Origin of the sequence: Actinomadura sp., from assembly GCF_044508335.1 — a bacterium.
Taxonomy (GTDB): Bacteria; Actinomycetota; Actinomycetes; order Streptosporangiales; family Streptosporangiaceae; genus Spirillospora.
The window spans coordinates 1-8,530 of record NZ_JBIQHY010000019.1 but is presented as its reverse complement, the minus strand read 5'-3'; the positions used below and the strand labels follow the sequence as shown (position 1 = coordinate 8,530).

Annotated in this window: 7 protein-coding genes; 3 read left to right on the top strand and 4 right to left on the bottom strand. The window is 74.5% G+C overall.

Translation table 11 applies throughout. From position 1 onward, the window contains the following. Nucleotides 1-8: 8 nt before the first annotated feature. Nucleotides 9-947, bottom strand: coding sequence for an MBL fold metallo-hydrolase (locus tag ACIWVC_RS10045; protein ID WP_396454027.1), 939 nt, complete (start codon nt 945-947; stop codon nt 9-11). Between the two features lie 34 nt (nt 948-981). Then, nucleotides 982-2,112, bottom strand: a complete 1,131-nt coding sequence (locus ACIWVC_RS10040) for a rod shape-determining protein (protein ID WP_396454026.1) — start codon at nt 2,110-2,112, stop codon at nt 982-984. A 270-nt stretch (nt 2,113-2,382) separates the two neighbouring features. Between ACIWVC_RS10040 and ACIWVC_RS10035 the strand changes: the two genes are divergently transcribed. Genes ACIWVC_RS10035 through ACIWVC_RS10025 form a run of 3 tightly spaced genes read left to right on the top strand, consistent with a single transcriptional unit; the run spans nt 2,383 to nt 5,923 of the window. Beyond that, entirely contained in the window at nt 2,383-3,174 is a 792-nt protein-coding gene (locus tag ACIWVC_RS10035; RefSeq protein WP_396446941.1) for a PP2C family protein-serine/threonine phosphatase, read from the top strand. Further along, a complete protein-coding gene (locus ACIWVC_RS10030) occupies nt 3,171-4,973 on the top strand; it encodes an N-6 DNA methylase (protein WP_396446942.1) in 1,803 nt (600 codons plus the stop codon). Before ACIWVC_RS10035 ends, ACIWVC_RS10030 begins: the two co-directional genes overlap by 4 nt. Next, nucleotides 4,970-5,923, top strand: coding sequence for a serine/threonine-protein kinase (locus ACIWVC_RS10025; RefSeq protein WP_396446943.1), 954 nt, complete (start codon nt 4,970-4,972; stop codon nt 5,921-5,923). The genes ACIWVC_RS10030 and ACIWVC_RS10025 overlap by 4 nt, the downstream gene beginning before the upstream one ends. A 183-nt stretch (nt 5,924-6,106) precedes the next feature. On the opposite strand, the gene ACIWVC_RS10020 is transcribed toward ACIWVC_RS10025, so the two are convergent. Further along, entirely contained in the window at nt 6,107-7,042 is a 936-nt protein-coding gene (locus ACIWVC_RS10020) for a C40 family peptidase (RefSeq protein ID WP_396454025.1), read from the bottom strand. A 250-nt stretch (nt 7,043-7,292) separates the two neighbouring features. After that, a partial coding sequence (locus ACIWVC_RS10015; RefSeq protein WP_396454024.1) for a phosphotransferase occupies nt 7,293-8,530 on the bottom strand: 1,238 nt, incomplete at its 5' end.

Sequence of the window (8,530 nt, the reverse complement as noted above, 5' to 3'; positions counted from 1 at the left end):
GCGGCGGCTCAGGCGCGGCAGGTGAGGGGGCGGCCGCCGTTGAAGGCGATCATGTCGTTCAGCGCGGCGGCCAGGTCGATCTCGCCGCCCGGCGGCAGGCCGTCCAGCTCGGCGTAGGCGCGGTGCAGGTTCCCGACCAGCCGCTCGGGGTCGGTCAGCTCCGCGTACGCGCCGAGGTCGGCCTCGCGCGCCGCCTCCAGCGGGGTCAGCCCGGCCGGTTTCGCCGCGGCGGCGGTCTCCTGCACGAACCGCGCGTAGCCGAGCACCCGGCCGATCAGCTCGGGGCCGCCGACCGGGCCGTGCCCGGGGACGATCGTCTCCGCGTCCAGCGGCGCGACGACCTCCTCCAGCACCTTGATCGCGCCCGCGACCGACCCCTGCATCAGGAACGGGGTGCCGCCGTTGAACAGCAGGTCGCCGCAGAACAGGACGCGGCGGTCGGGGATCCACACGATGGAGTCGTTGGTGGTGTGCGCGGGCGTCCCGACATGCCGGACCTCGCAGCGCAGGTCGTCCACCCACAGGGTCACGCCGTCGGTGTAGGTGAGGAACGGCGCCTCGACCTCGATGGCGCCCCAGTCCACCTTCGTCCAGAACGGCTCGTCGAACGGCTTGCCCCACGCGAGCGCGCCCGCCCGCGTCCCCTCGTGGCCCACGACGGTCGCGCCCGCGAACAGGTAGTTGCCGAACGTGTGGTCGCCGTGGTGATGGGTGTTGACCAGCGTCCGGACGGGCCGGTCCGTCACCGACCGGATCGCCTCCAGGTACGCGCGGGTGCGGCGCTCGGTCGAGCACGCGTCGACGCTCACCACCCCGCGCGTCCCGGAGAGGAAGCCGGTGTTGTTGATCCACCAGGTGCCGTCCGGCTGGACGTAGGCGAAGATCCCGTCCGAGACCTCCTCCAGGCGGGGGCTTCCAGGCCCGTCGATCCCGGGTGCGTCGCTCATGGGACCGGCAGTCTAGCCCCGCCCGGCGGCCGGATCAGTACTCCGGCAGGGTCGTCAGCACGTGCGGGCGCGGCGCCGACCTGCGCGCGGACGGCTCCTGCGTCCCGGCGGAGCGCAGCACCTCCCCGGCGCCGAGCACGGCGGCGTCGCCGGTGTCGTCGCCGAGCCGCGCCTCCAGCCCGGTCCTGTCCCTGATCAGCCGCTCCAGGCCGGGCAGCCGGGCGCAGCCGCCGGTCAGCGTGATGCCGACGCTCAGCAGGTCCCCGGAGATCTCCGGGGAGCAGCCGGTCAGCCCGGTGCCGATCGCGGACACGATCTCCGCGACCGGCGCGGCGATCGCGCGGCCGATGTCCAGCGTGGTGAGGACGATCTCGCGCGGCATCCCGCTCGCGATGTCGCGGCCGGTCACCACGGTCTGCCGCACCGGCCGCCGGCCGAGCGGCGGCACCGCGCCGACCTCCAGCTTCGCGGTCTCCGCGGCCGACTGCGCCAGCACCACCCCGTGCTCGCGCCGGACCATCGCGACGATCGCCTTGTCCAGCGCCGACCCGCCGACGTGCGCGGTGTGCGAGGTGACGAGGCCGCCGAACGCGATGACGCCGACGTCGGTGACGTCCGCGCCGATGCACGCGATGACGGCGATGTCCGGCCGCGTGGACGTGGTCATCTCCATGCCGATGGCGGCGGCGATGGGCGTCGGCACGAGCGTGAGCCGCCGCGCGCCGGCCTGGTAGGCGGAGAACTGCAGCGCCCGGTAGTGGACGGACGTCATCCCGCTCGGCACCGTGACGACGAGCCGGGGGCGGGCGGTGTAGTGGCGCCGGTGGTGCCGGCGGACCAGGTGCCGCATCAGGTACTCGGCCTCGTCGGTCTCCGTCGGTGCGCCCTCGCGGATCGGCCGGACGAGCGTGACGTCGGGGTTGCGCCCGGCCATCTCCTTCGCGGGCCGGCCCAGCGCGAGGATGCGCCCGGTCTCTCTGGACCGCGCGAGCACGGACGGCTCGCGGCACACCACGCCGCGGTCCCGCACGTGCATCCGCACGGTGTCGCTGCCCAGGTCGATAGCGGTGTCACGGCCCGCGAAGTCCCACATCGCGTCCCTCCCAATCGCCCCGAAAGTCGCAAGAGTCTTGTTGATGCCCTTGCGGCCTGCGGCGATGCCCACGGCCGGGTAAGCGAATCGCAACGTCCTGGCGACCGGAGATCCGGAATATCCGGAACGCCCACCGGCGGGCCGGGCCCGCCCGGCGCCCAGTGCCGGGCGGGCACCAAGAGATCATGAGAGGGAGATCATGTCGCCCGTTCCGGACACGCGGGCACGCTGCAACATCAGGTGATCTGCCCGATCCGCCCGACTTCCGCGAGGGCCTTGTGCAAGCAAGGTGTTGGACGAGAATGCTTGTGAATTGTGTTTTAGCGTGCTTCCCTGAGACGCATGGCTCACCAGACGCTGCGCTTCGCCGCCGGGACGGACGTCGGCAGGCGCCGGAAGACGAACGAGGACTCCGCGTTCGCCGGTCCGCGCCTGCTCGCGGTCGCCGACGGGATGGGCGGGCACCCGCACGGCGACCTCGCCAGCCGGACCGCGATCACGACCGTCGCCGGGCTGCCGTTCGGCGACGACCCGGCCGCGGCCCTGGCCGCCGGCGTCGCCGAGGTGTCCGCGCGGCTCGACGACCTCGGCCGGCGCGACCCGCGGCTGGCGGGGATGGGCACGACGCTCACCGCGATGGCCTGGGACGGGCGCCGCTTCGCGGTCGCGCACATCGGCGACTCCCGCGCCTACCTGCTGCGCGGCGGGGACCTCTTCCAGCTGACCCGCGACCACACGATGGTCCAGACGCTCGTGGACGGCGGCCGGCTCACCCCCGAGGAGGCGGTGAACCATCCGCGCGGCTCGGTGCTCGTCCGGGCGCTGCAGAGCGGCGGCAGCGGCGAGCCCGACCTGTTCCGGCACGACGCCCTGCCCGGCGACCGGTACCTGCTGTGCTCCGACGGCGTCTCCGGCTTCGTCCCCCCGGACGCGATGCGCGCGGCGCTGGCGGAGGAGGCGTCCCCGGCGGACGCCGTCGCGCGGCTCATCCGCCTCGCGAACCGGGCCGGCGGACACGACAACATCACCTGCGTCGTCGCGGACGTCGTCCCCGCGGGAGGGGCGCGCGACCAGCGGCCGCAGATGGTCGGCGCCGCGTCCCGGGGGCGCCTGGCCCGGCTCGGGCGCCGATGAGCGGCGACCCCGGGGTGACCGCGGGCGACATCGCGCGGCTGGTGGGCGTGGGCCGCGCGACGGTCAGCAACTGGCGGCGCCGCCACGGCGACTTCCCCCGCCCGGTCGGCGGCACCGCGACCAGCCCGCTGTTCTCCCTCGCCGACGTCGAGGACTGGCTGCGGCGCAACGGCAAGCCGTTCGAGGTGTCGCTCGGCGACCGGGTGTGGCAGCGGCTCCGCGCGGCCGGCGACGACTTCCGGCTCGCCGACCTCGTCGGCTGGGCCGGGCTGCGCCTCCTCGAACTGCGCGGCGGAGCCGCGGGGGACGCCGTGCCGCCGCCCGCCCTCGAACCGGACGACCCCGCCCTTCCCGGCATGCTCGCCGACCTCGCCGCCGAGCACGGCCACGCCGCCGCCTTCGAACTGCTCCTGCGGCGCTACGTCCGGGCGCACTCGCGGCGCCTCGACCTCACGCGCGGGGACGTGGCGGGGCTGATGGCCCGCCTCGCCTGCCGGGACGGCGACGTCGTCCTCGACCCCGCGTGCGGGCTCGGCACGCTGCTGCTGGCCGCGCCCGGGGCCCGGCGCGCCCTCGGCCAGGACGCCGACCCGGCCGCCGCCCGCATCGCGGCCGTCCGGCTGCTGCTCGCCGGGACGCCCGCCGGCGTCGCCGCCGGCGACTCCCTGCGCCGCGACGGCTTCCCCGGCGAGGTCGCCGACGCGGTCGTGTGCGACCCGCCGTCCGGCGACCGGGCCTGGGGCCACGAGGACCTCGCCGGCGACCCGCGCTGGGAGTACGGCCTGCCGCCGCGCGGCGAGCCCGAGCTGGCCTGGGTCCAGCACTGCCTTGCGCACGTCCGGCCGGGCGGCCGCGCGGCGCTGCTGCTGCCGGCGGCCGTCGCGGGCCGCCGCCCCGGCCGCCGCATCCGCGCCAACCTGCTGCGGGCCGGCGCGCTGCGCGCCGTGCTCACGCTCGCGCCCGGCGGCCCCGACCTGTGGCTGCTGCGCCGCCCGAGACCCGCCGAGCCGCCGCCCGCCGCCGTCCTGCTGCTGGACGCCGGCGGCGACCTCGGCCGCGCCGAGCGCGCCTGGGAGCGCCGCGCGGACGGCGAGTTCTGCGTCCCGGTCATCGACCTGCTGGACGACGAGGTCGACCTCAGCCCCGCCCGGCACCGCCCCCCGCAGAGCGGCGCGGCGTTCGCCGACCGGTTCACCGAGGCGCTCGGCCGGCTGGCCGCCGCCGCGCCCGTCCCGCCCGCGGTGGAGCTGCTGCCCGATCAGCGGCCCCTGCCGTTCACCACGCTCGCCGAGCTGGCCAAGGCCGGCGTCGTCGCGATCAGCCACGCGCCCGCCCGGCTGCCGGCCGGCGGCGACGTCCCCGTCCTCACCGCGGACGACGTCGGCGCGGGGACGGACCCGTCCGGCACGGCCGCCGCAGACCCCGGCCTGATCATGCTGGAGCCCGGCGACGTGGTCGCCACGGCCGCCGGCTCCGCCCGCGTCGTCACCACCGGCGGCGCCGCGCTCGGCCCCTACCTCACCCGCTACCGCCCGGACCCGGAGCGGCTCGACCCGGGCTTCCTCGCCGGGTTCCTGACGTTCGCGCACACCCGCACCGGCACCGGGTCGAGCCGCATGGACCTGCGCCGCGCCCGCATCCCCCGGCTTTCCCTCGACCGGCAGCGCGCCTACGGCCGGGCGTTCCAGGAGATGGCCCGGCTGACCGAGACATTGCGCGAAATGTCGTCACTGGGGGAGGCGCTGATCCGGCTAAGCTTCGACGGATTGCTGGACGGCCACCTCCGCCCCCGCCGATGACCCAGGCCGAGATCCAGGCCGACGACCCCCCGGGGAGAACCATGCTCATCGCCGACAGGTATGAGCTAGACGAACTGCCGCTCGGTCGCGGCGGCATGGGCGCGGTGTACGCCGCCGACGACACGCGCCTCGGCCGCCGCGTCGCGGTGAAGTTCCTCGAACTGCCGGGCGGCGGCGCGGACGACGAGCTGAAGCGCCGCTTCGTCCGCGAGGCGCGCATCCTCGCCCGGCTGGAGCACACCGGCGCCCCCACCCTCTACGACTTCGGCGCCTTCGACCAGCGGCTGTACCAGGTCATGCAGTTCATCGACGGCGTCACCGTCGCCGACCTGATCGCCGAGCACGGGCCCGTCCCGGTGCCGTGGGCCGCCGGGATCACCGCGCAGGCCGCCGCCGTCCTGACCGCGGCGCACGCGCTGTCGATCTGCCACCGCGACCTCAAGCCGACGAACCTCATGCTGTGCCCGGACGGCAGCGTCAAGGTCCTCGACTTCGGCCTCGCCGTCCTCGGCGGGTCCGACGTCGCGCACTTCACCCGGCACGGGCAGATCCTCGGCACGCCCGCCTACATGGCGCCCGAGCAGATCGAGCAGGGCGTCGCGGACGCGCGCAGCGACCTCTACGCGCTCGGCTGCGTCCTGCACGAGATGCTCACCGGACGGCAGCTGTTCGCCGGCCCCACCGCCTACGCGGTGTTCGACAAGCACGTCCGCGAGCAGCCGCCGCCGCTTCCGGGAGTGCCCGCCGAGCTCAACGCCCTCGTCCAGGACCTGCTGGAGAAGAAGCCGGAGAAGCGCCCGCCGGACGCGCCGGCCCTCTACGAGCGCATCCGCCCGTTCACCGGGGAACCGCCGCTGCTGCCGGGCTTCCTGGAGCCCGCGGCCATCCCGAGCCCCGAACGCATGTACGCCCAGATCCTGAGCCTGCCGCTCGCCCCCGGCCCCTGCTGATCCGGTCCCGTTGATCCGGCCCCGTTGACGCGGCCGTGCTGATCCGGGCGTGCTGATCCGGCCGGGTTGATGCGGCCGTGTTGATCCGCTGGAGCCCGCCGCCATGGGCATGGGAGCGCCCATGGCGGCGGATGCTCCGCGGGTTCCGTGCGGGTTCGGCGCGAGTCGCGGGCGCGCGTGGAGTCAGGTCAGCACTTTGAACGGGGTGCGGCCCGTGTACGTCGCCCAGTTGTGGTTCTGGAACGCGTACTTGTGCCCGGCCGGCCTGGTCCGCGGCCTCGGGGCGGGCTGGGTCTCGTCCGGCGGCGTCTTCTTCGACGGCGCGTCGCTTCGCGGATGCTGTGCCGCGGAATCCCCCGGGCGGGGAGCGGGGCCGCCGGGTGGCGCGGCCTGTTTCGCCGGGGTGCGTCCGGGGGAGGTCGCGGGGGAGTTGTCGTGGGATTTGGGAAGGGTGTCGGCTGGCGGCGGAATTTCGGGGGTCCGCTGCTTATCTGGCGGTTTCTGGTCGGCTCTCTTCTGCGCGCTCATCCGGTCTATCTTCTCGACCAGTTCCTTCACCGACTCGGAGAAGTCCCGGTATTCGGGCGCGCCGGGGCGCACCGCTCCGGCGAACTGTTTCTTCCGGCGTGCACCGATCTTGTTGATGCGGACTCTGGCGCCGGAATGGGGCGCGTGCAGGAATCGGTGCCGCCCGACATAGAGGCCGACATGGCTGCGGCCGTGGAAGAAGACGAGGTCGCCGGGTTCGAGGTCCTTCAGCTTCACCTTCCGGTCGACCTTGCGGTACTGCCCGTAGGTGACCCGCGGGATCCGCACGCCCGCCTTGCGCCACGCGGCCATCGTGAGGCCGGAGCAGTCGTAGGCGTTCGGCCCGTCGGCGCCCCAGCGGTAGGGCTTGCCGATCTGCTTGCGGGCGAACTTGAGCGCCTTCTTCGCCTTCTTCCGCTGGGTCGCCTCCCGCGTCCGGTACCGGTCGTAGGCCTGCACCTTCGCCAGCGTGGCGGAGTCGAGGTGCAGGCTCTCCAGGACCGCGGGGTTGAGCGCCGCCCGCGCGGGCGCGCTCAGCGGGACCGCCAGCGCGAACCCGGTCGCGGTGACGGTGGCGGCCGCGAGGAGCACTCCCTGTTTTCGGCCCCCCGTCCGGGTGCGGCCGGTATGGCCGTCGAATGCTCCGGTTCCGGCGTCGTCTTGGTGTGAGTGGCGTCCGATGGACATTTCGTTCTCTCCGTTCTCCCATTCTCGGGTCGTGTCTCGGCGGTGATCACCCCGCCGAGAGTCCGGGTACCCGTTGATCGCCATGGGATTGGGAGAGATCGCCGATTTTACATGATCATGACGGCGAATTGGATGCGCGCTTCAGTGTCTTTGATCATGCGGTCAGATGGGCGAGCGAGGTGAGCGGGACGGGGAGCCAGGCGGGCCGGTTCCGCGCCTCGTACCGGACCTCGTAGACGGCCTTCTCGAATTCGAACGCGTGCATCAGCACCGAATGGGCGGCCGGGTCTGCGCCGCCCGCCGCCGCGTAGCCGCGGCAGAACGCGGCCCGGTTGCGCGCCGCCCACGCGTGCGCCCGCGTCTCCAGGTGCGGCCCCGACTCGGTCGGCACCGTGCCGGCCTTGGTGATGAGGAACCGCGCCGCGTACTCGAAGGAGCGCAGCATCCCGGCGACGTCGCGCAGCGGGTGCGCGAGGGCGCGGCGCTCGCTCTCCGCGCGGGCCGGCTCGCCCTCGAAGTCCAGCAGCGCCCAGCCCGACTCCGTGCGCAGCACCTGGCCGAGGTGGTAGTCGCCGTGCACCCGCTGGACGGGCATCGGCGCCGCCCGCGCGGCCAGGTCCAGGAACGCCCCGGTGAGCGCCTTGGCGTGCGGCGCCAGTCCGGGCACGGCCCGGCAGGTCGCGGTCAGCTCCGCGTTCATCCGGGCGGCCATCGCCCGCACCTCTTCCGCCGGGACGGTGGTCACCCCGAAGGCGTCGGCGAGCGCCCGGTGCACCTGCGCGGTGGCGGCGCCGAGCCGCTCGGCCTCGGCGGCGAAGTCGCCGCCCGCGCCGCTCGCGTCCAGCTCCGCCCACTCGTCGCCGGGCGGCAGCGGGTAGGCGAACCAGTCGCGGACGCTCGCGATCGCCAGGCTCCAGCCTTCCGCGCCGGTGTGCAGGTAGTCCGACAGCAGCCCGAGCGTGACGGGCTCCGCGCCGGGCGCGTCCGGCTCCAGCTCGATCCAGCCGTGCACGGCCGGGACGTGCGCGCAGCCCCGGCGGGTGAGTGCGAGGTTGACCTCCAGGTCGAGGTTCACGCCGTTGCTGAGGCGCCGGAACAGCTTGCAGATGTAGGCGTCGCCGAACAGCAGCGAGGTGTTGCTCTGCTCGGTGGTGATGGGCAGGCTCGCCAGGTCCGTCCGGATGCGGGCGCCGTCCACGCGGTGGAACCGCAGCGGGCCGATGGACGCCTCGTCCGCCAGCGCGTCCAGCAGCGTCCGGGTCAGGTCCGGGTCGTGGGCGGCGTCGTAGAGGCGCGCCTCCGCGCCGCCCGAGCCTCCGCCGATCTCCACGTGCCGGAGCCGGTCGGGCAGTTCGCGGCGGACGCCGAGCAGCAGCTGGTAGTGGTCGGTGG